Source organism: Pseudoalteromonas sp. KJ63-1, assembly GCF_055808145.1.
Genome location: NZ_CM147855.1, coordinates 636,530 through 663,507 on the forward strand (window position 1 = coordinate 636,530; position 26,978 = coordinate 663,507).

General features: G+C 38.5%; 22 protein-coding genes. 19 read left to right on the top strand and 3 right to left on the bottom strand.

The annotated features are described in order from the left end of the window. The first annotated feature begins 45 nt into the window (after positions 1-45). Positions 46-885 (top strand): HDOD domain-containing protein, encoded by an 840-nt coding sequence (locus AC0L7Q_RS02990; protein ID WP_413401328.1) that lies wholly within the window; start codon positions 46-48, stop codon positions 883-885. Positions 886-1,372: 487 nt separating this feature from the next. Here the strand turns inward: AC0L7Q_RS02990 and AC0L7Q_RS02995 are convergent, their stop codons facing one another. Continuing rightward, positions 1,373-2,110: a hypothetical protein gene (locus AC0L7Q_RS02995; protein WP_409424773.1), complete on the bottom strand. Its 738-nt coding sequence runs from the start codon at positions 2,108-2,110 to the stop codon at positions 1,373-1,375. A gap of 188 nt (positions 2,111-2,298) precedes the next feature. Here AC0L7Q_RS02995 and AC0L7Q_RS03000 point away from each other — a divergent pair, with 188 nt between their 5' ends. From AC0L7Q_RS03000 to AC0L7Q_RS03015, 4 genes are all read left to right on the top strand, one after another. Beyond that, complete coding sequence (locus tag AC0L7Q_RS03000) at positions 2,299-4,176, top strand: ATP-binding protein (RefSeq protein WP_409424774.1); 1,878 nt, start codon at positions 2,299-2,301, stop codon at positions 4,174-4,176. 10 nt (positions 4,177-4,186) lie between these two features. Continuing rightward, a complete protein-coding gene (locus tag AC0L7Q_RS03005; protein WP_409424775.1) occupies positions 4,187-4,522 on the top strand; it encodes a response regulator in 336 nt (111 codons plus the stop codon). Between the two features lie 88 nt (positions 4,523-4,610). Then, the gene (locus AC0L7Q_RS03010) at positions 4,611-6,314 is read left to right on the top strand and encodes a two-component system response regulator (protein WP_409424776.1); all 1,704 of its coding nucleotides are present in this window, start codon (positions 4,611-4,613) and stop codon (positions 6,312-6,314) included. A 25-nt stretch (positions 6,315-6,339) separates the two neighbouring features. Continuing rightward, positions 6,340-7,659, top strand: a complete 1,320-nt coding sequence (locus AC0L7Q_RS03015) for a GGDEF domain-containing protein (protein WP_409424777.1) — start codon at positions 6,340-6,342, stop codon at positions 7,657-7,659. Between the two features lie 211 nt (positions 7,660-7,870). Here the strand turns inward: AC0L7Q_RS03015 and rdgC are convergent, their stop codons facing one another. Together rdgC and AC0L7Q_RS03025 are read right to left on the bottom strand one after the other, a co-directional pair. Beyond that, on the bottom strand, positions 7,871-8,782 hold the full coding sequence (gene rdgC / locus AC0L7Q_RS03020; RefSeq protein WP_010390919.1) for a recombination-associated protein RdgC: 912 nt from the start codon (positions 8,780-8,782) through the stop codon (positions 7,871-7,873). Between the two features lie 63 nt (positions 8,783-8,845). Continuing rightward, entirely contained in the window at positions 8,846-10,612 is a 1,767-nt protein-coding gene (locus AC0L7Q_RS03025; protein WP_413401331.1) for a sensor histidine kinase, read from the bottom strand. A gap of 379 nt (positions 10,613-10,991) precedes the next feature. Between AC0L7Q_RS03025 and AC0L7Q_RS03030 the strand changes: the two genes are divergently transcribed. The 14 genes from AC0L7Q_RS03030 to AC0L7Q_RS03095 all read left to right on the top strand — a co-directional run bounded on the left by AC0L7Q_RS03030 (position 10,992) and on the right by AC0L7Q_RS03095 (position 26,926). Next, complete coding sequence (locus AC0L7Q_RS03030) at positions 10,992-11,360, top strand: response regulator (RefSeq protein ID WP_409424780.1); 369 nt, start codon at positions 10,992-10,994, stop codon at positions 11,358-11,360. A 229-nt stretch (positions 11,361-11,589) separates the two neighbouring features. Next, the gene (thrA, locus tag AC0L7Q_RS03035) at positions 11,590-14,007 is read left to right on the top strand and encodes a bifunctional aspartate kinase/homoserine dehydrogenase I (RefSeq protein ID WP_413401332.1); all 2,418 of its coding nucleotides are present in this window, start codon (positions 11,590-11,592) and stop codon (positions 14,005-14,007) included. A gap of 9 nt (positions 14,008-14,016) precedes the next feature. Continuing rightward, complete coding sequence (thrB, locus tag AC0L7Q_RS03040) at positions 14,017-14,952, top strand: homoserine kinase (RefSeq protein ID WP_413401333.1); 936 nt, start codon at positions 14,017-14,019, stop codon at positions 14,950-14,952. Positions 14,953-14,963: 11 nt separating this feature from the next. Continuing rightward, positions 14,964-16,247: a threonine synthase gene (gene thrC / locus AC0L7Q_RS03045; protein ID WP_413401334.1), complete on the top strand. Its 1,284-nt coding sequence runs from the start codon at positions 14,964-14,966 to the stop codon at positions 16,245-16,247. A gap of 269 nt (positions 16,248-16,516) precedes the next feature. After that, complete coding sequence (gene glyA / locus AC0L7Q_RS03050; RefSeq protein ID WP_008466843.1) at positions 16,517-17,773, top strand: serine hydroxymethyltransferase; 1,257 nt, start codon at positions 16,517-16,519, stop codon at positions 17,771-17,773. Positions 17,774-17,880: 107 nt separating this feature from the next. After that, a complete protein-coding gene (gene nrdR, locus AC0L7Q_RS03055) occupies positions 17,881-18,330 on the top strand; it encodes a transcriptional regulator NrdR (protein WP_010390928.1) in 450 nt (149 codons plus the stop codon). 2 nt (positions 18,331-18,332) lie between these two features. Then, positions 18,333-19,460 carry a bifunctional diaminohydroxyphosphoribosylaminopyrimidine deaminase/5-amino-6-(5-phosphoribosylamino)uracil reductase RibD gene (gene ribD / locus AC0L7Q_RS03060; RefSeq protein WP_413401335.1) on the top strand — a complete coding sequence of 376 codons (1,128 nt, stop codon included), beginning with the start codon at positions 18,333-18,335 and terminating at the stop codon, positions 19,458-19,460. A gap of 24 nt (positions 19,461-19,484) precedes the next feature. Then, the gene (locus AC0L7Q_RS03065; RefSeq protein ID WP_413401336.1) at positions 19,485-20,138 is read left to right on the top strand and encodes a riboflavin synthase; all 654 of its coding nucleotides are present in this window, start codon (positions 19,485-19,487) and stop codon (positions 20,136-20,138) included. Between the two features lie 28 nt (positions 20,139-20,166). Beyond that, on the top strand, positions 20,167-21,279 hold the full coding sequence (gene ribBA / locus AC0L7Q_RS03070) for a bifunctional 3,4-dihydroxy-2-butanone-4-phosphate synthase/GTP cyclohydrolase II (RefSeq protein ID WP_010390933.1): 1,113 nt from the start codon (positions 20,167-20,169) through the stop codon (positions 21,277-21,279). 93 nt (positions 21,280-21,372) lie between these two features. Then, positions 21,373-21,837, top strand: coding sequence for a 6,7-dimethyl-8-ribityllumazine synthase (gene ribH / locus AC0L7Q_RS03075; RefSeq protein WP_008110216.1), 465 nt, complete (start codon positions 21,373-21,375; stop codon positions 21,835-21,837). Between the two features lie 15 nt (positions 21,838-21,852). Next, complete coding sequence (gene nusB, locus AC0L7Q_RS03080) at positions 21,853-22,263, top strand: transcription antitermination factor NusB (RefSeq protein WP_010390936.1); 411 nt, start codon at positions 21,853-21,855, stop codon at positions 22,261-22,263. An 88-nt stretch (positions 22,264-22,351) separates the two neighbouring features. Further along, on the top strand, positions 22,352-23,326 hold the full coding sequence (gene thiL, locus AC0L7Q_RS03085) for a thiamine-phosphate kinase (RefSeq protein ID WP_413401337.1): 975 nt from the start codon (positions 22,352-22,354) through the stop codon (positions 23,324-23,326). Then, positions 23,323-23,808 (top strand): phosphatidylglycerophosphatase A family protein, encoded by a 486-nt coding sequence (locus AC0L7Q_RS03090; RefSeq protein ID WP_008110211.1) that lies wholly within the window; start codon positions 23,323-23,325, stop codon positions 23,806-23,808. The genes thiL and AC0L7Q_RS03090 overlap by 4 nt, the downstream gene beginning before the upstream one ends. A gap of 31 nt (positions 23,809-23,839) precedes the next feature. Continuing rightward, positions 23,840-26,926, top strand: coding sequence for a diguanylate cyclase domain-containing protein (locus tag AC0L7Q_RS03095; RefSeq protein ID WP_413401338.1), 3,087 nt, complete (start codon positions 23,840-23,842; stop codon positions 26,924-26,926). Positions 26,927-26,978: the final 52 nt, after the last annotated feature.

Consider the following 26,978-nt stretch of genomic DNA (forward strand, 5'->3'; position numbering starts at 1 on the left):
TAAGACTTGCTGTAAAGTGTAGGTCATTAAGCAAAGGGATATTTTATGTCTACAGAAAATGCCTTACTCACAATTTTGGTTGACAGAATTAACAACGACACACTGGTGTTACCTACGTTACCAGAGGTAGCGATTAAGGTTCGTCAAGCCGCTGACAATCCAGATGTTAATTTGATGCAAATGTCAGATGCAATAGCACATGACCCTGCATTATCTGCGCGAATGATTAAAGTAGCAAATAGTGCCATTATGGGTCGTGCTGTAAAGGTGTCTAATTTACATCAAGCAGTAACACGTATTGGCTTAAGACAAATAAAAAATATAGCTACAGCCATGGCAATGGAGCAGCTGTTTGTATCTAATAATGAGCTAATAAAGGGATACATGGGCAAGGCGTGGCAAAAAACGCTGCATGTGGCCTCGCATTCTATTTCATTGATGGAGTTTTACTTAAAAAGAAATACTCACACTTCGCTTAACCGTGATGCCATTACACTAGCTTCATTGGTTTATAATATTGGGGTGTTACCGATTTTAACTGAGGCTGAGCGGCACCCAGAAGTGTTTGCCAATCCGAGTTTTTTAGCTCACGCAATTCAACGTTTAAGCGGTAAAATTGGTGGCTCAATAATGAAAGCATGGGAATTCCCTGATGTGTTTGTAGAGGTTGCACAGCACTGGGCTGATGTTAACTATCGCTCTACTGAAGTGAGTTATATCGACTTTATTCGCATTGGTGCAATCCTTGAGGGAACCCTACAAGTATCAGATAAATCTGCGGCGCTACAAACTTATATTGATAAAGGCATTTTTCCTTCATTAGAAATGTTAGAGAGTGAGAAATACTTGCACATGGTTGAAGACGTAAAAGAAATGTTTAGCTAAACATGCAGAGCAATAAAAAGTATGATTATGGCAGTGCTCGGTGAAAACTATTTCTACTTGTGCGCAAAACAAATTGAAATCCGTTACTGGCTTTGTTTAATGCAAATATTGAAAACGTATACACTATGTATCATGGTGTATACGCCTTTCCACTTAAATTTGATAAATAGGTGACCCCACTACGAGGTATTATCATATTACGAGGCCAAATGAGCACTAAAGGAGTGATTGTAGAGTGTAATTATAAGCAAACGGTAATGAGGCGATTTCAAAAGTTTAGATACAGGGCGACTGAGCCTTCTTTCATATATAAATCATCACTCTGCTATAAGCAGACTATTATATTCAGTTTTATAACTACAAAGGTATGTATTCAAAAAATAATTACATGACTCTAGATAGGAGAAATGAAACTCCAGCTTAGAAACTCTAAATAATTAATTAACCATTACAGGAACCAAATGAATCCATAGCTATTCTTAGAAAATTAAAAAATTATTTTTATATCTTTAATTTTTCTTGTTTGAATAGCGCGAATAAAACTCGTATCTGCAAGTTCATTTGATATTTCACCTTCTCTGAACCGCTCTATAACAATGTCTAGTTCACAATTTTTATATTGTTTTGAAGAGTTAATATCTATAATGTCTTTGTTGGCCAAGTTAAAATTAAAGTTAGAAACATTTGATACAGAGTAACTTGCTGAGCCAGAAAAAATCCCTCCATTAGAGTCATCACAACCATAGTTCAAAATCAATTCAGTTTGACTTGCAGGATCCAGCCCATCAAGTTGTACAGTAATTGTCTGGTCATAATTAACGGTCGCGTTATTGCTTGGTTCCAAAATAGTAAATTCTAGAGGCAAATCTACATTAGATTGAGCATTTTGCTCACTTTTTCTGACTAAATCTATTTGAAACTTAGTATTTCCTGACGTAATTTCAAATCGGCCTTCGTAATCAATATCTAAAATATCAGAGTCTTCAGTTAGCGTTATTCGTTTACTTAACGCTTCAGCATATAGTTTATCACCATTTGATAATCGTATATTAGAACCAAATGAATCACCTGAATTTAACTCAGCATTTATTTTGGTGCGCTCACCATTTGAACTAATAAGATATTGCGCTTGGATTGCTTTTGTTTTAAGAAGATCCGATTCAGTTTCACTTGTACAACCACCCAATACAAGGCTAAGCGAAACTAAAGAAAGTTTAAATTTCATCGTTAAAATATGCCAGTAATAAATAAAGTCTGAATTTTACACTATTAATTACCCAAAATAAGAACTTAAAAGTAAAAAATTGTTAAAAACTTGCTTAGATTACGCGCTTTTTTTAGTATGTAAGAATAATTTGAAAAATTAGTACTCATCATATAAGTTTAAACATGAGTAAAAAAAGGATATTTGTAGTGGCTGTATATAAAATTCTGGTATTAGATTATTTAAATAGCGAGCTAAATCAAGGAAAGCATTTCGATTTTGATAATCATAAATACGAAATTTTTTACTCTGATTATTCGGACTCTCGTCTATTTGAAATTCTTGTAAATAGTTCAATTGATTGTTTACTATTAAACTACCCAAAAGTTGAATTTATTGAAAAAGTAATTTCAAACATTCAGATCTACTACCCTCATCTACCTATATTACTTTTGACTCCTTCAAAGGCATCATTGCCACAAAAAATTACCAATTATATACATTGTAAACAATTACCATTAGTGAGCTCTGTTAGAAATACTTTAGAAGTTGCTATCGATGAGATGATCTCTTTATCTAACCCCTTAAAAAAGCAAAAAAACAATTTAGTATTAGTTTTGAGTAACAACTCCAATCCAAGCCTAACTTTATGTAAAGCTCCTTATGTAAACTATTCATTAGAGCATGAAAATTTTAACTTTACTTCATTTGAGTCAATCTCAACTCACAGACCTAGCTTAGTAGTAGTTAAGATTAAGAATCTAAAAGATGAACACCTTGTTTTTATAAAAGAGTTAAAGGCCCAGTACCCTCGGATTAAGCTAATTATTTTGAATGACAATTCTTGTACAAGTTCTATAGTCAAAGCAATTAAGTCAGGGGCGGATGATTACTTAATAAGTGCGCAGGTAACGGCGTTTATATTACATGTGGCAATATGTGACCTATTAAGTTGCAATATTGAGCAAGCTACCCTTGATGACAAAGAGCTTTTAATTAAAAGCAAAGAAAAATTACTTAAAAAAGAAGCAGAATTAGAAAACACCTCGCAATTTCAAGATTTAATTATTGAAAGTATGCCAGAATATTTATTCGTGAAAAATGAACGCTTTGAATTAGTGAAGTTTAACACCGCCTTCAAAGAGCTTTATCCTCCTAATGTTCGAGAAACAATTATTGGAAAAACCACATTGGAGGATTACCCTGCAAATGAGGTCGAAGAGTTTTTAGCGATGGACAAATTAGCCTTTGAAAATGGTTATAGTGAAACATATGAAACGATTACGTTTCCATCTGGCAGAATTCGCATTCTATTTACGACTAAAACACGTTTCAAAGACTCTTCGGGAGAGCCATTTATATTAGGGATATCGCGCGATGTGACAGATAAGGAACAAGCAATAAAACAACTTGTTAAATCAAATCAGGATCTTGAACAGTTTGCTTATATAGCTTCACATGATCTTAGGTCACCATTAAATGCGATACTAAAATTAGTTGGATGGATAAAAGAAGATAATCTAAATGTATTTGATACTTCAACTTTAGAAAAGTTTGAACTAATACAAGGCCGAGCCTTAAGAATGTCTAAATTGCTAGATGATTTACTTAGTTACTCAAGGTTAAATAAAGTGCAGCATAAACCAGAAGCTGTAAATTTAGTTGATGAGAAGCTATCAATCTTAGACTTAGTCATGACTGATAAAAAAATCAATATACACTTCCCTAACTTAACAATTGTGATACCCAAACTCCCATTACAACTTGTGCTACTCAACCTTATCAATAACTCTATCAAACATAGTGATAAGAAGGAGGTTAGAGTGGAACTTCTCGTTAGCCAAAAACCAGGGGGACTAGAATTAATAATCAAAGATAATGGCCCTGGCATTAATTTTAAATACTCAGACAAAATTTTTGAAATGTTCCAAACACTAAAATCACGCGACGAGGTTGAAGGCAGTGGAATGGGGTTATCAATAATTAAAAAAGTGATCGAGTTTCATAGTGGTGAGATCACCCTTGTAAATCAATCCAACGGTGCTGAGTTTAAGATTTTTTGGCCACAAAGCTTTATAAAGTATTAGGAAACACGATATGAGTAAGAAGGAAGTTACACTTTTTATTGTTGAAGACGATGATATTGATTATATGACCATAGAGCGTTCTTTAAATAAAAAAATGGTTGCGAATACAATTGTTAGAGCAAAAGACGGTCAAGAAGCTCTTGAAATGCTTGATAGAGGAGAAGTGCCATCACCTTATATAATTTTGCTCGACATTCAGATGTCTAGAATGAATGGACTTGAATTTTTAAAAAAGTTAGAAGCCACCCTGTTCATCATAAAAGTGTTGTTTTTATGCTTACAACATCAAAAAATGAAAAGGATATTTTACAAAGCTACGAAAACCATAGTGCTGGTTATTTTGTAAAGGAAGAGACGGGTAATTGCATAGTAAATATTGTTGAGACTCTTGAAGGATACTGGAAGGTTGCGTGCCTGCCTGAGTAGGAAGTTAAATGAAAATATTAATAATCGATGATGACTTATTTGATAGAATGGCGATTAGACGTTCGTTGATGATGTTATCAAATAAGTATGAGATTGTGGAGACAAGCACAGCTGAGGATGCAATTACATTACTAACAGACTCACATTTTGATGTCGCGATGCTTGATTTTAACATGCCGAAAATGGATGGAATTGAGCTTATTTCGGAGCTAAAATCAGTTAATGGAAGAAGTGCGACAACTATAATAATGTTAAGTAATAGTAATAGTGAGCAGTTACTCATTGACTGTATTAATGCAGGTGCCCATGATTTTTTATTGAAATCGGAAGTCACTGAAAGCACTGTTAATCGAGCCTTAATTCAAGCAACCAAACGCTTTGAACTTGAGAACACAGTATACTCGAACTATTGCACTATGAAAGAAATGGCAGAAAAAGACAGTTTAACAGGTTTATCTAATCGCTATTATTTTGATGAATACTTGCACGAATTAATAAATAAAAAAGATCGATACAACAACAGTATTGGAGTAATGCTTTTAGATTTAGATCACTTTAAAAACATTAATGATACTTTTGGTCATGATATTGGGGATCGCCTTTTAATCGAAGTAGCACAAAGAATCCAAAATGAACTTAGAGCAGAACAAATCTTAGCTAGGCTTGGCGGTGATGAATTTGCATTTATAATTGATGAGCTCCCTAATATTCATGTTGCGCAGGTGATAGCACAACGTGTTTTAGCCACTTTCGATAACTTATTTAACATACAAGGCAACACAATTCATTGCTCTGCAAGTATAGGTGTGTCAGTATTTCCTTTGAATGGCGATAACAAAGAAGTACTTCTAAAGTTTGCTGATATCGCGATGTACAGAGCAAAAAATCTTGGTCGTAATCAAGTTTGTATATTTCAAGACAACATGAACTTGGATTTTCAAAGAAAATACCAAATAGAATTAGAATTGAGAGAAGCTATATCAGAGAGTAACTTTGAGCTTCACTTTCAACCAATAATATGTGCTAAAGAGTCTAATAAAGTAATAGGGATAGAAACCCTTATCAGATGGCCAAATGCTGTCACATCTAATAATCCGAGTGAGTTTATACCGATCGCTGAGCAATCTAGGCTCATAGAATCACTTGGAAACTGGATTATTAAGTCTGCTCTTCAATATTTTGAAAAAATGAGGACTATAGTCAACTATGACTTTTATATTGCTATAAACATATCCTCTTATCAATTATTGAATTTAAATATAGTAAACTTTATCTCTAAACAGTTAAGCAATCATAACATTTCACCTGATTTGTTGGTAGTTGAGATAACAGAAACGTCATTACTTAATGAAGATATAATTACAAATAGTGTTCTCAAAGAATTGCACAACCTTGGAGTAAAAATTGCTTTAGATGACTTTGGTACAGGTTACTCTTCAATATCTCATTTATTAAATTATCCAATTGATATTGTAAAATTAGATAGAACTTTGATTGTTGCCGCAGAAAGCAATACTAAAAATGCTCGGTTAATGAAAGGTATTAATAAGATGTTAAAATCGATAGAGGTTCTAACAATTGCTGAAGGTGTCGAAAACAAAGCCCAATTAACTATGGTTCAAAACAACAGCGTTGATTTCATTCAGGGGTACTACTACTCTAAGCCACTTAGTTATGATGATTTAATTAGTTTTGTAGGTTTAAATAATTAATAGATATATTTTTATAGGGCTGACAATGTATAAAAAAATAAAATCTTTTTGGCAGCGAAGGTCACTTCGCTTTTGGTTAATGACCGGACTATTAATGACAATTATCCCCTTTGTAGTGTTTTCTGTTTCAACGTATAGCTATATTAATAATCGCGTTATTATTCCATTTTCATCACTCATAACTAAGCAGCAACAGGTATTAGTACCCATTAATAAGTTACAAGTATCGGTGTGGGGAATATCCACATCTGTAGCTGACTTTTTTGTTAGTGAAGAGGTGAACTATCAGAAAAAGTATTACTATGAAGCGCAACATATCAGCAATTTATTTATTAAATTAAAAACTGCTATTGAAATTACGAATAAGAAATTAATTGAGGATATTTCATATGCAGAATTTCAGTGGAAGAGTATTGATGAAAATGCTCAATTTATTTTTGCTAACCTTGCACATGGCAGTGATAAAAAGCAGGTTTTAAACAAAAATTTTATGGCTTTTGAAAACAAATCAGAATTGTTAGGGAAGACTTTAGCCGATATATATAATAGTCTACATATTGAAAGTGAAGTTATACACGCTCAAGCAATTGACGTATTAATACATGCCGAGAAACTTTATTTAGCTATTCTTTTGGTGTCAATATTATTAGGAATACTAGGCTTAATGATTATAAATTATTCATTAAAAAGCAGCTTGGATAAACTCACCGAAGGGGCATCAAAATTTGCTACTGGAGATAGTAGGCACACTATAGATATTGATATACCAATTGAAATGGCTAGTGTTGCGCATACATTCAATGCGATGAAAGATACAATTATAAAGCAACGTAATAAACTTGAACGTGCAGCTGAAGTCGACCATCTTACAGGGTTACTAAATAGGCGTAAATTAAATGAATCCTTAAACAAAAAAATACATCTCGCCAACGTTTCGAATACACATGTTAGTGTAATTATGGTTGATATTGATCATTTCAAAAAATTCAATGATAAATATGGGCATCTTGGAGGTGATCAAGTACTAATAACGTTTGCTGACATATGCCGTTCAGCCATACTTAATAAAGGTAGTATATTTAGATATGGCGGTGAGGAATTTATAATAATACTGCCTTCATATGACATTAGCCAAGCAGCTTTGGTTGCAGAAGAATTAAGGCAAGCTATAAATAATACCCCCATAACTATTGAAAACAAGCAGTCAGTGTTTATTTCAGCTAGCTTTGGTGTTGCTACTTATTCACGTAATGGCGATACTTGTGAAAAGCTGATAGCGCTTGCTGATAATGCGTTATATATATCAAAAGATACTGGTCGTAATCGTGTTACAGTAGCCAGTTAAATACCTCTCGGTAAAATTAATATCGCATATAAATGGCACTTTTATTTGCGTATAAATCGTTATGCAACCAACTATACATAAAGTATTATCTGGGGCATGTTTTCACTGTACATCTCGCAGCACCTCATGCCCCATTGTATTACTAATACTCCCTATCTTGTATTTTTAACAAGCAATAATCACGCTTTTAAGGCGTGTTGCCATTTGTCATTTACGCTAAATCGTCTGCATCACCTAAGCCTTGAGTAAGCTCTTCAAGAAGTTGCTTGATTTCCTCAGATGCAAGAATAAAGTCAGCGTCTAGTTTAACCGCCATATCTTCTTTAGGGATATCGGCATTTTCTTCTTTAAGTGTTTCACTGTAGCTTAAACGTTTAATTGAACCATCGTTTTGTAGCATAAACTTAACGCGTTCTTGCCAATCTAGAGCAAGCTTAGTCACGCGTTTACCACTTTCAAGGTGCGATTTTACTTCGTCACACGCTAAGTCATGGCCTTTAAGCTTAACTTGGGCACCACTGTCATCCGCTTCTTCAAGCTCAGCGTCTGAGCCAATCGCAAAGCCCTCAGGTGTACTAAAGTTAGTAAGCCAGTCAGTTAAAAATACATCTAAATCATAGTTAGCAAACGCAGGAACAACCGGTAATGTGCCTAACGATTTGCGTAGTAACGCCAGAAGTTCTTCAGCTTTATTAAAGCTTGCGCTATTAACTACAACCCAACCATTTTCTTGGTCTATGAACGCAAACTGTAGGCTCGACTTTTTAAATGCTTGTGGCAGTAACGTGTGTAAGATGTTTTCTTTTAATTCATCTTTTTCTTTTTTCTTTACTGGTCGATTTTCTTCAGCTTCAATCTGATCAACCTTTTCTGCAACAAGCTCATTTATTACGGAGGCAGGTAACACTTTCTCTTCACGTTTGGCGCACACTAAAATACTTTTTTGTGAAAAATGTGACAAAGTTTCACCATGTTTACCAAATGCTTTTGTCCAACCAAATGTTGCCAACTCTTGACCAGTACATGGACGAAATAGATCTTGTTCTAACGCCTTGTCAAAGTCTTCTTGAGTGTACGAAACGTCTTGTTTAAAGCGATAGCATATAAGGTTACTAAACCACATAGGGAAATGATCCATTTAAAAAATTTATGCAATCATAGCAATAAAAGCCGCTTCTAGAAACGGCTAATCGAGTTTAAAAAGTGGCAAGGGAGATGACATGTTTTTAGGGAACGAAATTCGGTAATGTAACCCTTGGTCGGGTTCACTGCTGACTTCAATTTTGCCATTGAGTGTTTGTTTTACTAGGTTAAAAATAATGTGAGCACCTAAGCCGCTGCCACCTTCATCACGCTTTGTGGTGAAGAATGGGTCAAATAAACGCTTAAGTTGTGCCGGTTTCAACCCGATACCATTATCTTGGTAATTAATGACTAAGTCGTTTTCATCAGTATTTACATCTATGGTAATTTGGCCACTGTTTATATTTTCAAAGCCATGCAGTAATGAATTCATAATTAAGTTAGTAAATATTTGGCTGATCACCCCCGCAGGTAAATTAATAATTAAATCATCCGGGCAATGCAGACGAATGCTATGGGATGTTTTTTTAATTTGCGGATGTAAAGAACGTATAACCTCGTTAATGTAATCCTTAAAGTTAATGGTTCTTAGCGCCTCACTGGCTTGATCAACTGCGATTTGTTTAAAGCTCGTAATTAAGTCAGATGCGCGCTCTAAATTGTGAGAGAGTAGTTGAGCGCTTTGTGCTGCATCATTAATAAAGCTCTCCAGTGCTGAAGAGGATAGCGATTTGTTTTTAAACGCAGTTTCTATTTCAGTTAAACGCTCATGTAAAAATGAAGTCGCGGTTACGCCGATACCAATAGGGGTATTAATTTCATGAGTAATACCCGCCACTAAACCGCCTAATACCGCCATTTTTTCTGAGCCAACAAGCTGCTCTTGCGCAAAGCTTAGTTCATCGAGTGAGTTTTGTAGTTGGGTTTGTTTACTTAGCAGCTCTTGCTCAGTTTGCTTTCGTAGGTCAACTTCTTCAGTTAATACTTCTTTTTGGCGTTCGAGTTCATATTTTTGTTGCTGTAGGTCGATCATTGCTTGGCTCAGGTTTGATGTTTTACGCGCTACATCTTGTTCAAGCTGCAAATTTTGTTGATCTAGTTTTTGATTACTTTCGATTAGGTCATTCTGGGTTTGCTTTAACTCTTTTTTATACTCAACAACTTTAGAGATCAAATTGTTAAAAGAGCGCTCCATTACTTTTAGTTCGTTATTTTCGTCAGTGACAATTTTAACGCGCTGGCCATCGAGCTCTTCTAATTCAAGGTATTCAATTTGTTCAGTAAGTTGTGTGAGTGGCTCCGTTAGCAGCTTTCTAAATGCGATTAAAAACAAGATAATTAAAAAGGTGGTTTTAATCATGGCGTTGCCAATTAAAAAGTAAATAGATAGCATAATGCGACTAAAAATCACGTCGCGGCTAGAAAATAAAGTCACATCACCTACTTGGGTGGCGCGACCTGAAAATTCAAAAATAAGCGGAAATGTATAACCAAATAAACCTGCTTTGGCGTCTTCTACAATCACGTCTTCTTGGACAAGTTGCTGACTATATAGGTTGTGAATGTTTAGCGCGCGGCCTAATTGAGAAATAATAGCGCCGTTATCATCACGAATAATAACCCCTTCAACCATAGGTATATCAAGTAATCCTTCTGCGGTTGTTGTGGTTTGTTTTATATTTAACTCCCAAATTGCTCGAGTTAGACTTCTACCAAATGTTTTTTGCAGTGTGCCGAGCTCATCGCGTATGTAATCTTTGGTATTAACATACTCTGCGAAGATTTGTCCGCAGGTCACCACAAAAGTCAGTATAAAATAAACCGATAAAACTCGTGTGAGTAACTTTGTTGAAAGACTTTTTTGCGGCATGAGGGACTTGTATTTCCTTTAATTATTCAACTATTAGTGTACGCTTATAAACATTAGTTAATAAATCATTAAAAATAAACATATATTTTATTATATTGTTATTTTGTGCTCTTAAATAAGTACTACTCTGTGAACTTAATAATTTCGTTTCTATTCTAGCGTAGTGTGTTTCGCTAGTTTGTTTTCAAATTAGGTAGAGTTATTTTGCTAATTTTTATTGTGCACTCATGCACTTTATTGATAACGTTAGTAAAAGATACAGTAAATAACCTGCTCGCTACTTATGTTGGTTATATTTTTGACTTTTTGCTGCCTGAGTAAGCAAATTAATTTTAGCGTGGGTTTAGGTGTTTTATATGAGTTTAATTAAATTGTCATTATGATGCGTTTTTCTATTTTAGTCTGTGATGACTCAACTGTTGCTCGTAAACAAGTGATCCGCTGTTTAAATGAGTGTCTTGATGCCGATATTCAACAGGCAACCAATGGTAAAGAAGCCTTGGCGTTATTACACCATAAGCATTTTGATCTCTTATGCCTCGATTTAACCATGCCTGAAGTGGATGGGATTGCAGTGCATGAGCAGGTCAAAGCAAATAAAATAGAAACTTATGTATTGGTAATTTCTGCAGATATTCAACAAAAAATGCGAGATCGCGTAGCGCAACTCGGCGCAATCGATTTTATTCACAAACCGATTAATAAAGCACAACTTAACGACGTTTTGCATAAGTTTGGCATTTATTAATAAAATTCATGATGAAAAAGACTGTTTTATCTTCTAATTTAGGGTTGACAGAATAGCCTTTGTTAAGGCAGTCTTAAGCTATGAAAACATTTAGTCTTGTAACGACCATTATTATTACAACCACCATTCTTACTGGATAGTGGCATAGGTCGGTGCAACAAATTTAAAGGCCTGTGTTCACTTAGAACACAGGCCTTTTTTCGTTTTATGGAATGAGGAAACATAAAAAATGCGCGTTTTAAAATTTGGTGGCTCATCGCTCGCTGACTTTGCCTGCCTAAAGCAAGTAGCTGCTCTGGCTAAGGCACAATTAAAAGATGAAATGTTACTGGTGCTTTCAGCGCCTGGCGGTATGACAGATTCGCTTGTTTCGTTGGCTAGTGCCGCAGAGCAGGGGCAGGATTTCAACCCGTTGTGGGATGCACTTGTTACCCGCTGCAATGCTTTAAAAGCAGCTGTAGAGGAAAAACAAGGAACAGTTCAAAACTGGCCGGACTTTAACGAATTGAAAAATAAGCTTGATGGGGTTGCACTAATTAAGTGTTGCCCAGATAAAATCAGGGCTTTTATTATTAGCTTTGGTGAACGTGTTAGCGTATCGCTAATGCAAAGCTTACTAGTCGATCATAACGCGCATTATTTACAAGCAACAGACTGTATTGTTTCAACGGGTGGACACATAGACGCTGAAGCCGATTTAGTCGCCAGTAAAGCCCGTTTTCAAGCAGTACTAAAAGAGTCGCCAGCAACGGTTTACATTATGCCTGGATTTACTGCAAGTAATGATAAAGGTGAGCTCACAACACTTGGTCGAAATGGCTCTGATTATTCAGCGGCGATTGCTGCAGCGTGTTTAGAGGCGCAAGTGTGTCAAATATGGACTGACGTTGATGGTGTATACAGCGCCGATCCGCGTTATATCAAAAAAGCCACTAAGGTTGATTTCCTATCTTACAAAGAGGCGATGGAGCTTTCTTATTTTGGCGCTAAAGTGTTGCACCCTAAAACTATCCTACCGTGTGCAAAAGCTGGAGTGCCATGCGAAATTAAAAATACTCATAACCCAGATGCGCAAGGCTCACTAATTAGTAACGATACGGTATCTGATGAACCAGTAAAAGCACTCTCAAGCCTACAAAACTTAGCTATGTTGACCGTTTCGGGCCCTGGTATGAAAGGCAAAGTGGGTATGGCATCGAAAGTATTTAATGCATTAGCGCATGATAACGTGTCAATCGTCCTGATCACTCAATCATCATGTGAATTTAGCATCAGTTTTTGTGTTCATGAAAGTGATTTAAATCTAGCGTTGAATGCGTTGCAAGTGGCCTTTGACTTAGAGTCAAAAGCAGGCTTAATTGAGCCGGTAAATGTGCAACGTAATTTAGCAATAGTAACGTTAGTGGGCGATAACATGCGCGCTCATAAAGGCTTAGCGGCTAAGTTTTTTGCATCGCTTGCTCAAGCACAAGTTAACATTGTTGCTATAGCGCAAGACTCAACTGAAAGCGCTATTTCTGCTGTTATTGACGGTGAGTTGTGTAATGACGCGGTTAAAATCTGTCATGAAAACTTTTTCACTCATGTGCCTTCAATTGATGTGTTTTTATTGGGATGTGGCTTAGTAGGTCAAGAGCTAATAAATCAGCTTGAGCGTCAACAAGCATGGCTTGAAAAGCGTAATATTAAATTAAACCTATATGGTGTGGCTAACTCACGTCAATTACACCTTGATGGTGAAGGTATTGCTTTTGATGATTGGCAGCAAAAGCTAGCGCAATCAGAGCAAGCATTTGATTTAAAATTAGTAGAACAGTTTGTTAAGCAAAATCATTTAGTTAACCCTGTACTAGTTGATTGTACTTCATCAGATGCCTTGGCTTCGCAATACGTCGATTTTTTAAATGCGGGTTTCCACGTTGTGGCTGCCAATAAAAAAGCCACCACGAGCTCATATACGTATTACCAAGATTTAATAGCAGCTACACATAAAAATAATCGTAAGTTTTTATACGAAACTAACGTAGGTGCAGGTTTACCTGTAATCGATAACTTACAATCACTCTTTGGTGCCGGTGATGAGTTACTTGAGTTTAGTGGTATTTTATCAGGCTCGCTTTCATACATGTTTGGTGCCCTTGAAGATGGTTTATCATTGTCTGAGGCAACAATTAAAGCAAAAGAAAGCGGCTTTACTGAACCCGATCCTCGCGATGACTTATCGGGGACAGACGTAGCACGTAAACTACTTATTATTGCCCGAGAAGCAGGCATGCAATTAGAGCTTAGCGACATAGAAGTGGAGTCGGTATTACCACAAGGCTTCGCCCAAGGTGACAACGTTGAGCAATTTATGGCAAAACTACCAAGCCTGGATACCGGCTTTAACGACCGTATTCAAAGTGCAGCGAGTGAAGGTAAAGTACTTCGCTACGTAGGCACAATTAAAAATGGTCACTGTAAGGTCGGAATCGAAGCCGTGGATTCATCACACGCGTTAAGTGTAATTCGTGATGGTGAAAATGCGCTGGCTATTTTAAGCCAATACTACCAACCGCGTCCGTTTGTTATCCGTGGTTATGGGGCAGGCTCTGCAGTAACGGCTGCGGGTGTATTTGCAGACATATTAAAAACATTATCTCGCTAGGAGTCAGTTATGATTGAAGTATATGCTCCGGCGTCTATTGGTAATTTTGCCGTTGGCTTTGATGCGCTGGGCGCCGCACTTGCGCCAATTGATGGCGGTTTATTAGGTGATGTGGCGGTTGTTAGTGCCGCATCGAGTGATGAATTTATTTGTACAGGCGACTACGCACATAAGCTACCTAGTGATGCGCAAGAAAATTTAGCGTACCAGTGTTTAGTGCATTTTAGAGCGCATGTTGCGCCTGATATGCCTGCGGTAAAGCTCGAACTTAGGAAAAACTTGCCGATTGGTTCGGGATTAGGCTCAAGTGCTTGCTCTGTGGTGGCGACATTTGTAGCGCTGGATAAGTTTGCTCAAACCAATTTAAGTCAAGTTGAGTTAATAGAGCTAATGGCCGATTTTGAGGGCTTGGTAAGCGGTGGACGTCATTATGACAATATCACTCCTTGTTACCTTGGTGGCTTACAATTAACCGGTGATTTAATTCCTTATAAATCTATTGCGTTACCTGTCGATGAAAACTGGTATTACGTCGCCGCATTTCCAGGCTTTTCGCTCAATACCGCAAAAGCGCGCTCTGTTTTACCAAAAGAGCTTAGTATGCATGCGGGGGTTGAGTTTGCGCAGCGTTTATCGGCGTTTAGTAGCTTACTGTTAACAGGACGCTTTGATGATGCATTAAGCATTATGAAAGACGAAATAGCAGAGCCATACCGTGCGCCACTTATAAGCGGCTTTAGTGATGCCAAAGCAAGCTTACCAGCACTGGGTGCTGAAGTTGTGAGTATTTCAGGCGCAGGGCCTACCTTGTTTAGTGTATGTAAAACGCTTGAAGCGGCAGAGCAATGCGCGCAGTGGCTAGAGGAAAACTACATCAACGAGCAAGGTTTTTGCCATATTTGTAAATTAGATAACGACGGCACGCGTCAATTAAATGTTTTATAGGATCAAGAGTCATGCAATTACATAATTTAAAAGAATATTCACAAAAAGTGTCGTTTGTTGAAGCTGTAAAAACAGGACTAGGGCGTAATCAAGGTGTGTTTTTTCCTGAGTCGTTAGCGCCATTAAGTGATGTTGATGCATTACTCGATATGGACTTTGTTACTCGCAGCGGCAAAATTTTATCGCACCTTATTGGTGACGAGCTACCAAGTGATACTGTTGCCCAGATGGTTAAGAATGCGTTTAACTTTCCGGTTAAGCTGGTGGAAGTTGAAGACAATACCTATTGCTTAGAGTTATTCCATGGCCCAACACTGGCATTTAAAGATTTTGGTGGCCGCTTTATGGCCGAGTGCTTAGCGCAATTTAATCAAGGCGAAAAAGTCACTATTTTAACTGCAACATCCGGTGATACCGGAGCTGCCGTAGCGCATGCTTTTTATAACAAACCAAATATTGATGTGGTTATTTTATACCCTAAGGGCAAAATTTCACTCGCTCAGCAAAAGTTATTTACTACTCTCGGTGACAATATTCATTGTTATGCGATTGAGGGGAGTTTTGATGATTGCCAAGAGTTGGTTAAAAAATCATTTTTAGATGAAGAGCTAAAATCGAAATTAGGTTTAAACTCAGCAAATTCAATTAACATTAGCCGTTTAGTCGCGCAGGTGTGTTATTACTTTGAAGCCATTGCACAGCTGCCAAAAGAAAAGCGTGCTACAGCGCATATTTCAGTACCCAGTGGTAACTTTGGTAATGTGTGTGCGGCTATGATTGGCGCGGTTATTGGTATGCCTGTAGGTAAACTAAGCGCGACTACAAACCAAAACGACACAGTACCGCGCTTTATGCTTGATAAAAATTGGACGCCTAATGCGACTATTGAATCGCTTTCAAATGCAATGGATGTCAGTAAACCTAATAACTGGCCGCGAGTACAAACTATGCTAGATAATGACTGGTTTAGTTATGACAATTTTTATTCTGTTAGTGTGGATGAGCAAAACACAAAATCAGTGATGAAAAAAATTCAACAGCTTGGCTATATTGCAGAGCCACATACCGCGATTGCCTACCAAGGGCTTGTTGAAAATAAAGCAACAGATGCTGCAGGTATCTTTTTAGCGACTGCGCATCCGGCCAAATTTAAAGACAGCGTTGAGGATATCCTTAATGTTGAATTAAATATGCCAAAGCCGTTAGCTGATGCATTAGCAAAACCGTGTTTAGCCATTGATATGCACAATGATTACGACGATTTACGCAGTGAGCTATTTGCTAAGCTAGGTTAAAGTCACACGTGTAGAAAAAGCGGCTTAGGCCGCTTTTTTTGTTTGTTTATATATCGCTTTAGGCATAACGCATAAGCTAAATAAATGTAATAAATCAAATTCATTTAAAATTGTTATTAGTTTATAAAAAAATATCATCATCAAAATGCTGTGAAATAGTTTCAATCCCTGTTTAAATATCCTCAACTTAAGAGCGTAGGCAAAGAGTCGTTTTAAGCGTACAATAAAGCCTGTAAAAAATACCCATACACGTTGCCCAGGAGACCCCAATGTTAGAACGTAGCATGAATATTTCGGACTTTGATCCAGAGTTATTTGACGCGATGAGCAAAGAAACATCACGTCAAGAAGAGCACATTGAGTTAATTGCATCTGAAAACTACTGTAGCCCACGCGTACTAGAAGCGCAGGGTTCTCAACTTACTAACAAATATGCTGAAGGCTACCCGGGCAAACGTTACTACGGTGGCTGTGAGCACGTTGATGTGGTTGAGCAGTTAGCGATTGACCGCGCAAATGAATTATTTGGTACAGATTACGCAAACGTGCAACCACATGCCGGTTCACAAGCGAATGCCGCTGTTTTCCAAGCACTATTAAGCCCACTTGATACCGTTTTAGGCATGAGCCTAGCGCACGGTGGTCACTTAACACACGGCTCACACGTAAACTTCTCAGGTAAAACATACAACGCAATTCAGTATGGCCTTAACGAAGAAACTGGCGAAATTGATTACGCACAAGTTGAAGCGTTAGCACTTGAGCACAAACCAAAAATGATTATTGCGGGTTTCTCTGCTTATTCAGGTATTGTTGATTGGGCTAAGTTCCGTGAAATTGCAGACAAAGTAGGCGCATACTTATTTGTTGATATGGCGCACGTTGCAGGTTTAATTGCTGCGGGTGTTTACCCAAGCCCTGTGCCATTTGCTCACGTTGTAACAACCACAACACATAAAACATTAGCCGGCCCTCGCGGTGGTTTAATCATTTCTGCGTGTGGCGATGAAGATATTTACAAAAAGCTAAACAGCGCTGTTTTCCCAGGTGGCCAAGGTGGTCCTTTATGTCATGTTATTGCTGCTAAAGCGGTTGCATTTAAAGAAGCACTTCAACCTGAATTTAAAACATACCAAGCTCAAGTTGTTAAAAATGCTCAAGCAATGGTTGCAGTATTACAAGAGCGCGGTTACAAAGTAGTATCAGGTAAAACTGACAACCACTTATTCTTACTTGATTTAATCGATAAAGATATCACAGGTAAAGATGCAGATGCTGCCCTAGGTAACGCGAATATCACGGTTAACAAAAACTCAGTACCGAACGATCCACGTTCACCATTTGTTACTTCTGGTTTGCGTATTGGTTCACCAGCAATCACTCGTCGTGGCTTTAAAGAAGCAGAGTCAAAAGAGTTAGCGGGCTGGATCTGTGACGTACTAGACAACATCGAAGATGAGTCAGTACAAGCGCAAGTAAAAGAAAAAGTGAAAGCAATTTGTGCAAAATTACCTGTTTACGCTTAATCCAAGAGTAAAACAGTAATTTAGATCACAACTGCACACATTTTTGTTATGATAATGGCCGCTATTATAGCGGCCATTTTTTGTTTTTAAAACGGAAACACACAGTTATGCATTGCCCATTTTGCACCGCCAAAGATACTAAAGTTATTGATTCTCGCCTTGTCGGCGGGGGACACCAAGTACGTAGACGTCGTGAATGTAATGAGTGCCACGAACGGTTTACCACCTTTGAAGGGGCTGAATTAGTCATGCCGCGAGTTATTAAGCAAGATGGCAGTCGTGAACCGTTTAATGAAGATAAGTTACTAAATGGCTTAACTCGCGCTCTTGAAAAACGCCCCGTAAGTACCGAACAAGTTGATGAAGTCGTTAATATAATTAAATCTCAGCTACGAGCCACCGGCGAGCGTGAAGTGTCTAGTCATTTGGTGGGTGAGTGTATTATGGAAGCGCTGAAAAAGTTAGATAAAGTAGCCTATGTAAGATTTGCCTCAGTATATCGCTCGTTTGAAGATATACGTGAATTTGGTGAAGAAATAGCTCGCTTAGGAGAGTAGTAATGACCATGCAAAGCTCGTTTTCAGAGGATGATAAACGTTATATGGCACGCGCCATTGAGCTGGCAAAAAAAGGGCGCTTTACCACCACTCCTAATCCTAATGTAGGCTGCGTACTCGTAAAAAATAATAAAATAATAGCTGAAGGGTTTCATCAATTAGCAGGACAAGGTCATGCTGAAGTTAATGCTTTGGCTGAGGCCGGTGAAAATGCTAAAGGTGCAACCGCTTATGTAACCCTAGAGCCTTGCAGTCATTATGGTCGCACACCGCCTTGCGCTGAAGGGCTAAAGGCCGCGGGTGTAAAAAAAGTGGTTGCTGCTATGGTTGACAGCAACCCGCAAGTTGCAGGCAAAGGCCTGAAAATTTTAGCAGATGCAGGAATTGACGTCGCTTACGGATTACTTGAAGAGCAAGCTCGCGCATTAAACCTTGGTTTTTTTAAACGTATGGAGCAGGGGTTACCCTTTGTAACCTGCAAAATGGCCGCCAGTATTGATGGTAAAACGGCGCTTAAAAACGGCCAAAGTAAATGGATAACAGGGCCCGCTGCGCGCCAAGATGTACAACTATATCGTGCTCAGAGCTGTGCAATTTTAACCGGTGCCGATACAGTCATAATCGATGATGCAAAATTAAATGTACGCCCAGAAGAACTTCCGGTTTCTTTACCGACCAATTTGCCACTGCGCCAACCTGTTCGCGTTATTATTGATTCCCAAAATAGACTCACGCCTGAACTTGCCTTATTTTCAATTCAAAGTGAGGTGATAATATTCACCACTCGGGTTGATAAATCGCATCAGTGGCCTCATTTTGTTAAACATATTGAAGTCCCCGAAAAGAACAATAAAGTAGACTTACAAGCAGCGCTGCAAAAGCTAGCGCAATTACAGTTTAATAATGTGTGGTTAGAAGCGGGTGCCACATTGGCCGGAAAAATGGCTGAACTTGGTTTAATTGATGAGTTTGTTTTTTACATTGCCCCTAAGTTAATGGGTAGTGATGCAAGAAGTTTACTGAATTTCCCAGAGTTAATGAGTATGCAAAATACCATTAATTTAACTTTTAATGAGTGTGTGCCAATTGGTGATGATTTACGTATCACAGCACTAAAAAAAGCTCATTAATCATTTTATATAAAGAGTAGCACTATGTTTACTGGAATAGTTGAAGCGACAGGTAAAATTGCGTTATTACAAAAAAAACAAGGTGATTTAGCTATTCGTATCCAAAGTAAAAACCTTGATATGAGTGATGTTAAGTTAGGTGACAGTATTGCAACCAATGGTGTGTGCCTCACGGTTGTTGATAAGTATGTAGATGGCTTTAGTGCTGACTTATCAAATGAAACGATTAGCTTAACAGGGTTTGCACATTACGCTTTAGGGCAAACAGTTAACTTAGAAAAGGCGATGCAACCTGTATCGCGCCTTGGAGGCCATTTAGTGTCTGGTCATGTAGATGGTATTGCCACTATCACTGCAATTAATACCAATGCGCGAGCAACAGAATATTGGTTAGCCACCGACGAAAATTTAATGAAATACATTCCTTATAAAGGGTCTGTGTGTATTGATGGTATTAGCTTAACGGTCAATGCGGTTGAAGGTAATAAATTTAAACTGACAATTGTACCCCACACCAGCGGGCAAACGACCATAGCCGATTTTCAAGTCGGTACCAAAGTGAATCTAGAGGTCGACCAAATAGCACGTTATTTAGAGCGCCTTGTAAAGGGAGCTGAGCATCCTACTGGTTCAGATATTTCAATGAGCTTACTCGCTAAAGCGGGCTTTATAAAATAACGATATTGACAACTTATACGAGCAACTTATGAATTTAAACAGCGCACAAGAAATAATAGATGACATTAAAGCCGGTAAAATGGTTATTTTAATGGACGATGAAGACAGAGAAAATGAAGGCGATTTAATTATTGCTGCTGAGCACATTAGTGCAGAAGCAATTAACTTTATGGCGACTCATGGCCGTGGGTTAATTTGTTTAACCATGACTCAAGAGCGTTGCTCGCAACTTGATTTACCGCTGATGGTTAAAAATAACGGTGCCGCGTTCTCGACCAACTTTACTATGTCTATTGAAGCGTCAAAAGGGGTTACAACGGGTATTTCTGCAGCGGATCGTGCTCGTACTGTTCAAGCTGCCATTGCTAAAGGCGCTGTGCCAAGTGATATTGTACAACCTGGGCATATTTTCCCTATTATGGCGCAACCTGGCGGCGTATTAACGCGCGCAGGGCACACTGAAGCTGGCTGCGATTTAGCGCGTTTAGCGGGTCTTGAGCCGTCATCAGTGATTGTAGAAATTCTTAATGAAGATGGCACCATGGCGCGCCGCCCTGACTTAGAAGTATTTGCTAAGCAACATGATATTAAAATTGGCACCATAGCTGATTTAATCGAATACCGTAACCTAAATGAAACCACTATTGAGCAAGTTGCAAAATGTAAATTGCCAACTGAGCATGGTGAATTTGACTTAGTGACTTACAAAGACACGATTGACGGACAGCTGCACTATGCATTGCTTAAAGGTGAAATAAAACAACAAGAACCGACGTTAGTGCGAGTGCACTTACAAAGCACCTTTAACGATATTCTACTCTCTGATCGCAACGCTGATCGCAGTTGGGGATTATCGCAAGCCATGGCGTATATAGCTGAGCATAATGGCGCTTTAGTTATTTTAGGTAAGCAAGAAAGCACTGACGAATTAGAAGCGACTGTTAAAGCATTCGCTGCAGCTGATGCTGGCGAGAGTGTAACGCCACGCAAATTCCAAGGTACTTCACGTACCGTAGGTGTAGGCTCACAAATTTTGGCTGATTTAGGTATCCAAAAAATGCGTTTGATGAGTTTACCGAAAAAATATCATGCATTATCAGGCTTCCATTTAGAAGTTGTTGACTACGTAGAGCCACAATAATTACACGCTAGGCTATTATTTTATTTTTGTGGTATAATGCGCAGCAATTTTTGCGCAACCGAAATCGCTTAAACTTATTTTTAGGGTTATCAAATGAAAATTATTGAAGGTAATAAATACGCTCCAGGCAAAAAGTTTGCCATTGTCATTTCTCGTTTTAATGACTTTATTGGTAGTAGCTTGCTTGCAGGTGCTGTTGATGAGCTAAAACGTACTGGTGGAGTATCTGAAGACGATATTACCGTGATTTACGTACCAGGTGCGGTTGAATTACCTTTAGCAGCGAAACGCGTTGCAGCAAAAAAAGAATATGATGCAATTATCGCCTTAGGTGTAGTGATCAGAGGGGGCACGCCTCACTTTGATCTCGTCGCTGGCGAGTCAAATAAAGGGCTTGCACAAGTATCACTTGAGTATGATATCCCAGTTGCATTTGGCGTATTAACCACTGAAAGCATTGAGCAAGCAATTGAGCGCGCAGGCACCAAAATGGGTAACAAAGGCGGCGAAGCTGCTTTAGGTGCGCTTGAAATGGTTAATGTGTTAGATAAAATTTAAGTTTAAGGAATTTTTGTGAAACCAGCAGCAAGACGTAAAGCACGTATCTTAGCACTTCAAGCCGTATATTCATGGCAATTAAGCGGCAATGCAATTGCCGATATCGAACAACAAATGTTGATCGAAAACGATGTGACTAAAATTGATGTTGAATATTTTAAAGATTTAGCGCGTGGAGTTGCTGTAAATCACAAGCAACTAGACGAAGCTGTATCGCCTCATTTAACTCGTCCATTTGATGAATTAGACGAAGTTGAACGTGCAATCTTACGTTTAAGCAGCTACGAGCTTAAATTTCGTGAAGACGTTCCTTACAAAGTCGCTATCAATGAAAGCATTGAATTAGCTAAAATGTTTGGCGCTGAAGATAGCCATAAATTTGTAAACGGTGTACTTGATAAAGCTGTAAAGCAGTTACGTAAGTAATAACAACTTTAACTGAAATTTATTATCAGATGAGTTGCTATAAATAACCGTTAAAAAGGAGAGCCGGCATAGGTCGGCTTTTTTGTGTATGAAGGAATTTGAATTAATTAATCGTTACTTTAAAGGTCGTGGCATTACTCGTCGCGATGTTAATTTAGGGATTGGAGATGACTGTGCGCTTGTCACAGTACCTGCGAACTGTCAGCTTGCTGTAACCACAGATACCTTAGTTGCTGGGGTGCATTTTTTTCACGATATCTCCCCTCGCGCATTAGGGCATCGAGCTCTTGCTGTTAACTTAAGTGACTTAGCTGCCATGGGCGCAGAGCCTACTTGGGTGTCGGTTGCACTTACGTTACCTAGTATCGATCCACAATGGATTGCTGAGCTGACTGATGGCATGCATGAAATTGCTGAGTACTTTAATGTTCAGATCATTGGTGGTGATACCACTCAAGGCCCACTTAGTATTACTATTTGTGCAAAAGGTACAGTTCCAGAAGGCACAGCATTACGTAGAAGTGGCGCAAAAGTGGGTGATTGGATTTTTGTAACCGGTCCGCTTGGTGATGCTGGGTTGGCGATTGAATCGAAAAAACAAGGCTTATCGATTGCACCTGAACACTTAAAAGATATTAATAAACGTTTAAATTTCCCCACGCCACGTGTAGCTGCTGGGCAAGCGTTACGAGGCTTGGCATCGTCGGCCATTGATATTTCCGATGGGTTACTAGCCGACTTAGGGCATGTGCTAAATTTATCACAAGTTAGTGCCATCATTAATATTGAAAATGTCCCCACCTCAGATGCTATGCAAGCGAGTCTTGATTTTGAGCAGCGACTTCCTTTTGTTCTTAACTATGGCGATGACTACGAGTTACTGTATACCGTTGCTGATAGTAACAAGAGTATGCTAGATATTAAGCTGCGCCAATACGGTGTAGAGGCAAGCTGTATCGGGCAAATCAAAAGTGGTGACGGCAATATAGAGTTATTACACCAAGGTGAGAAGTTTGCTTTTGAACATAAAGGTTTTGAGCACTTTTCCAAGGAGCAGGTTTGAATAAAAACCGATTATTTAATTTAAAACGCCCACATCAATTTTTTGGTTTGGGCTTTGGTACTGGGCTTGCACCAAAAGCACCTGGTACATTTGGTACATTGGCTGCACTACCATTTATTTTTATTACTATGCATTTTCCGCTGTGGTTACAAATTGTATTTGCAGTAGTCATAAGCATATTTGGTATTTGGGCATGTGGAAAAACAGCCGATGACCTTCAAGTACATGATCATCCAGCAATTGTTTGGGATGAAGTTGCTGGTTACTATATTACTATGATTGGCGCAGCGCTTAACTGGCAAACATTATTAGTGGGCTTTTTACTGTTTCGCTTTTTTGATATAGCAAAGCCAGGGCCGATTCGCATACTCGATAAACGTGCCCATGGTGGGTTTGGTATTATGGCCGATGATGTGCTTGCAGGTATTTTTTCGCTTATTTGTTTGCAAGCATTGATAAAAGTAGGTTTACTACCCTTTTAATTTATTATTTGTTTAACTAGGTGGCAGCACTATGATGCGATTTTTATTGGTTTGTGTACTTATACTATGTGCCATGCCAAGTACGGCCTCAATTACTGATTACGTAGTTAAACAATGGAATATCAAAGACGGCTTACCCTCACAATCTCTAAAAAGTGTAGTGCAAGATAACCAAGGCTATATGTGGCTTGGCACTCAATTTGGATTAAGCCGTTTTGATGGCAATACCTTCACTAATTATAATACCCAAAATAGTTTATTTTTACCCAGCAATGGTATTAATAAATTATTGATCGATGGAGAAGGCTTATTGTGGGTAGGCACTAAAAATGGCCTTGTGGTTATTGACCCTGAAAAGCTAACCGCTCAAGAGTTTAATATTAAAGGCCCTGTAAGAGATATTCTTGAAGACTCTCAAGGCAGTATTTGGATAGCAGCTAATGGGCTCTATTATATAGACAGAGGCCAAATAGAACTGCGCGACCAACTAAATAATCCTAGCCCTATTGTAAACGCCACTGCTATTACCCAAATTGTGGGGTCGGTCAGTAAAATGGCGCTTTCACCTGAGGGGATTTGGCTGGTTAACGACCGTAATTTATTACGCTTAACACAAAGCTCGTCTGACTTTTCTAAATTACGCTTAGAACTAACTGCTAAAGTGGCTTTGCCCGATCGTTTAGCGCAAACTATTGTTCACGATTTATCGTTTTTAAATGGTAATTTGTACCTAGCTTCTGAATTAGGGGCTTATTTTTTAGATTTAGATGACGAGCTACGTCCGTTTCCACTCCCCAATGCTAATAACTCAGCTGTGTATAAATTTATGAGCGACGGTAATGGCGGCTTATGGGTATCAACCTATGGACGTTTATTATTTAGAGCTAAATCTAATGATTGGCAGTGGGTTGAACCAAGCCAGCTAGATCAGAGTATTTGGTTTGCTGATATATTTAGAGATGATGAAAATAACATATGGTTAGCGAGTTTTAGTGAAGGGCTATGGCTTGCTCACGAAGGTCGAATAGAGCGCCATTCTGCCATTTCTAAAATGACCGAAGCGGTAATGGCAATTAGTAAATCACCTGATGGTAAGTTATGGATTGCCAACAAAAGTGGTGTTGGCTATTTTGATGCCGATAAAACTTTTATTAATGTTATTAATAGTGCCAAGTATGGAAATGCCTCGGTACATGACCTGCAATTTGATGGCGATCGCCTTTATGTTGCTACTGGCAGAGGCTTGTTTTTCTACGAATCAAATACCTTATATAGTTTCCCTGCTCGTGCATTGAGCGATAACCCTGTTTTTGCAATTAGCACTTCAACTAAAGGCGGTTTTTGGATAGGCACCGGACGAGGGTTATACCGTTTAAATTACAATGGTTTAAACCCTTTTGCGTACAATGCTTTTTTAGGCAGTAAGTTTGTAACCTATGTTTTAGATAAACCAAATTTTGGGGTTATTGGCACCAGTAAAGGTGCGTATTATTTTACTGGACGTGGGATAGAAAAAATTGGCGACCAAACCACTTTGGAAAGCGCTTATGTGACCAGCATTTTACATATAAAAGGGGTAGGCATTTTAATTGGCTCGTTGAATGATGGCCTGTTTTATCGCAGTGGACAAGGGCAATGGCAGCAACTAGACGCCGCCAATGGATTGCCATATGGTTCCATATTCAGTTTAGAATACGATGACACCTCAAAGCGAATTTGGGTAAGCACCATGAAAGGGGTTTACCGCATGCCTGTTGAGCAATTTAAAGCCAACATCGAAAGCCTAAAAGTAGAAGAAGTGATTTCTTCATTTGACCGTCAGCTCGATGGTAAAGCTAGCCAATGTTGTAATGGTTTAGGCCATGATGCGGTGGTTGATATGGATAACTCTATTTGGTACCCCAGCTTACAAGGTGTGGTGGAAATTCCGAAAGACGTAGAGTTATTTGGATTACGTTCGCTTAAACCAACTATAGAAACCTTAACAACGCCATCACGAAAGCTTGCAGCTGCCGCGTTAGGTGAAAAACCGGTTCTTGAGACCGATGAGCGTGATGTAACACTTACCTATACTGCGATTGACTATTACGCTCCGGCAAGTATTGAGTTTAGATATAAACTTAATGGGCTTGATAACGATTGGCGCTATGCAAATACCCGTCGAGAAGCAATTTATACAAATTTACCCGCTGGTATGTTTTTATTTGAATTAGAAACCAAACGCCAAGGTGAGGATTGGGGTAAAGCGCAATCAGCCGAATATACGTTTGTTGTTCCTGAACGATTTGGTGAAACCATCTACTTTAGATTACTGATCACCAGTGGTTTTGTGTTGCTCTTCTATTTAGTGTTTTGGGTATTTAAAGTTCAAGAGCGACGTAAGCAACAAGTACTCGAAGGGCTTATTACTGAACGAACTCTAGAGCTTCGCCAAGCGAATGATAAATTAAACCAAGTAAATTCTCAGCTTAAACTTGTTAGTCACTCTGATGAGCTAACTGGGCTGAGAAGTCGTCGTTTCTTGTTTGATCAACTACCAAAAGATATTGAGCATTTTCAGCGTAATTCGCAGTCATTGCAGGCTCAGGGTAAATCTTTGGTGTTGTTAATTATTAATTTAGATAACTTTAGCCGCATTAACGATGCTTATGGTCCTATTGCTGGAGATAGCTGTTTACAACAAGTAGCGGCATTACTTAACTCGCGTACCCAGGGTTCTGATTATGTTGCCCGTTGGAGTGGTGATGAGTTTTTACTGTTGTTGCGCGATTTTAAGTGTAATTTAATCGACAGCTATGTATCTGAATTATGCCAAGCCATTGCCGATTATACCTTCCAACTTCCTAACGGCGAAACAACCAATATAACAGCGTCAGTGGGTTGGTCTTTCTATCCGCTACCTCTGCTAGGTGGTCAGGTTATTAGCTGGGAAACATCGATTAATTTAGCTGATATCGCATTGCATCAAGTTAAAAAACGCGGCGGCGATGGCGTCGCTAACATTACCTTTGATGAGCAATTAGATGCATTTGAGTTTGAGCAAAACCCGAATGTTGAACAGCAGATTGGCTTATTGCAAAGTAATGGTTTAGCCGATATTAAGGTGTGGATGCGCTAGAGGTTAAAGTTAGCAATAAAAAAGGAGCCAAGGGCTCCTTTTTATTAAACAC

Bases quoted from the DNA above. Each gene is read 5' to 3' on its own strand.
- AC0L7Q_RS02990 (WP_413401328.1), top strand. From the start codon at position 46: ATGTCTACAGAAAATGCCTTACTCACAATTTTGGTTGACAGAATTAAC.
- AC0L7Q_RS02995 (WP_409424773.1), bottom strand. From the start codon at position 2,110: ATGAAATTTAAACTTTCTTTAGTTTCGCTTAGCCTTGTATTGGGTGGT.
- AC0L7Q_RS03005 (WP_409424775.1), top strand. From the start codon at position 4,187: ATGAGTAAGAAGGAAGTTACACTTTTTATTGTTGAAGACGATGATATT.
- AC0L7Q_RS03010 (WP_409424776.1), top strand. From the start codon at position 4,611: ATGAAAATATTAATAATCGATGATGACTTATTTGATAGAATGGCGATT.
- AC0L7Q_RS03015 (WP_409424777.1), top strand. From the start codon at position 6,340: ATGTATAAAAAAATAAAATCTTTTTGGCAGCGAAGGTCACTTCGCTTT.
- rdgC (WP_010390919.1), bottom strand. From the start codon at position 8,782: ATGTGGTTTAGTAACCTTATATGCTATCGCTTTAAACAAGACGTTTCG.
- AC0L7Q_RS03025 (WP_413401331.1), bottom strand. From the start codon at position 10,612: ATGCCGCAAAAAAGTCTTTCAACAAAGTTACTCACACGAGTTTTATCG.
- AC0L7Q_RS03030 (WP_409424780.1), top strand. From the start codon at position 10,992: ATGATGCGTTTTTCTATTTTAGTCTGTGATGACTCAACTGTTGCTCGT.
- thrA (WP_413401332.1), top strand. From the start codon at position 11,590: ATGCGCGTTTTAAAATTTGGTGGCTCATCGCTCGCTGACTTTGCCTGC.
- thrB (WP_413401333.1), top strand. From the start codon at position 14,017: ATGATTGAAGTATATGCTCCGGCGTCTATTGGTAATTTTGCCGTTGGC.
- thrC (WP_413401334.1), top strand. From the start codon at position 14,964: ATGCAATTACATAATTTAAAAGAATATTCACAAAAAGTGTCGTTTGTT.
- glyA (WP_008466843.1), top strand. From the start codon at position 16,517: ATGTTAGAACGTAGCATGAATATTTCGGACTTTGATCCAGAGTTATTT.
- nrdR (WP_010390928.1), top strand. From the start codon at position 17,881: ATGCATTGCCCATTTTGCACCGCCAAAGATACTAAAGTTATTGATTCT.
- ribD (WP_413401335.1), top strand. From the start codon at position 18,333: ATGACCATGCAAAGCTCGTTTTCAGAGGATGATAAACGTTATATGGCA.
- AC0L7Q_RS03065 (WP_413401336.1), top strand. From the start codon at position 19,485: ATGTTTACTGGAATAGTTGAAGCGACAGGTAAAATTGCGTTATTACAA.
- ribBA (WP_010390933.1), top strand. From the start codon at position 20,167: ATGAATTTAAACAGCGCACAAGAAATAATAGATGACATTAAAGCCGGT.
- ribH (WP_008110216.1), top strand. From the start codon at position 21,373: ATGAAAATTATTGAAGGTAATAAATACGCTCCAGGCAAAAAGTTTGCC.
- thiL (WP_413401337.1), top strand. From the start codon at position 22,352: ATGAAGGAATTTGAATTAATTAATCGTTACTTTAAAGGTCGTGGCATT.
- AC0L7Q_RS03095 (WP_413401338.1), top strand. From the start codon at position 23,840: ATGATGCGATTTTTATTGGTTTGTGTACTTATACTATGTGCCATGCCA.